Consider the following 1,142-nt stretch of genomic DNA (forward strand, 5'->3'; position numbering starts at 1 on the left):
GGCTTTCACCGTCGGCGTTCCGTCGGCTGCGAGCCTCAATCCATTCACCTTTGTTTTTCAGGACGCCGGGCTGCTGCCGTGGCGAACCGTGGCCGGCAATGTCGCGTTGGCGCTGGAGGATCGACTGCCATCGAGAAAGGAGCAGGCCGAGATCATCGAGGAAGTGTTGGAGCGAACCGGTCTACGCGGCTTCGCGCAAGCCTATCCGAAGCAATTGTCGGGCGGCATGAAACAGCGTGTCGGCATCGCCAGGGCGCTGGCCGCTCGTCCAGCCTTCCTTCTCATGGACGAGCCTTTGTCCGCCGTGGACGCGCAGACGCGCGAACTGCTGATGGAGGAGTTCCTCGCCCTGTGGCTGCGAGACCGCGTTTCGATCCTCTACGTCACACATAATCTCGACGAAGCGGTGCGGCTTTCCGACCGGATCGTCGTGCTCTCGAGACGGCCGGGCCGAGTCCGCGAAATCATCGACGTCGGAATTCCGCAAGCCGAGCGCGGCCACCCCGATGTCGCGAGCGAATTGTCGGCGCTGCAGCACGACATCTGGAACTTGCTGCGATCGGAAGCGCGCAACGCCGACCGAGAGCTTCTGTCCGTGGAACGAGCCGATGTCTGAAGCCCATACGCCATCTGCGATCGGAGCTCCGAGCACGGTGCGATTCCGCGGCGGCGGATTCGAGATCACGCCGAAGCGGTGGTTCGCTCCGGCATTCGCCGCTGTGCTCGTCGGAGCGTGGCAGGTCGGATCGACATCGGGGCGGATCGATCCGCTGTTTCTGCCTGGGCCGGTCGATGTCATCGAGACACTCTATCACGAGCTCGCGCAAGGGGACTTGGCGATCCATATCGGCAAGTCGCTGATTCGTCTGCTATTGGGCTGGTTGATCGGGAGCCTCGCCGGCCTGAGCGTCGGCCTCGCGATGGGCCTCTGGTCCTGGTGCCGAGCAATCGGCGACGCTGCGATCTCCTCTCTGTACCCCATTCCCAAGATAGCGCTGCTGCCCCTCTTCATACTCTGGCTCGGAATCGGAGAGTCCAGCAAAATAACGACGATTGCTCTCGGCGTTTTCTTTCCTATGGCGGTGTCCGTATGCGCCGCCGTCGACGCGGCGCCACGTCCTTTCATACGCATGGCGCAGAGC

The 1,142-nt window shown here is 63.0% G+C and carries 2 protein-coding genes; both read left to right on the forward strand.

All coding sequences use genetic code 11. The features are described 5' to 3' along the window. Positions 1 to 616, forward strand: a 616-nt coding sequence (locus A1351_RS09035) for an ABC transporter ATP-binding protein (protein WP_064032815.1), incomplete at its 5' end; no start/stop codon positions are given. Next, a partial coding sequence (locus A1351_RS09040; RefSeq protein WP_157096222.1) for an ABC transporter permease occupies positions 609 to 1,142 on the forward strand: 534 nt, incomplete at its 3' end. The genes A1351_RS09035 and A1351_RS09040, both read left to right, overlap by 8 nt.

The sequence above is a fragment of the Methylosinus sp. R-45379 genome (assembly GCF_001644125.1).
GTDB lineage: Bacteria > Pseudomonadota > Alphaproteobacteria > Rhizobiales > Beijerinckiaceae > Methylosinus.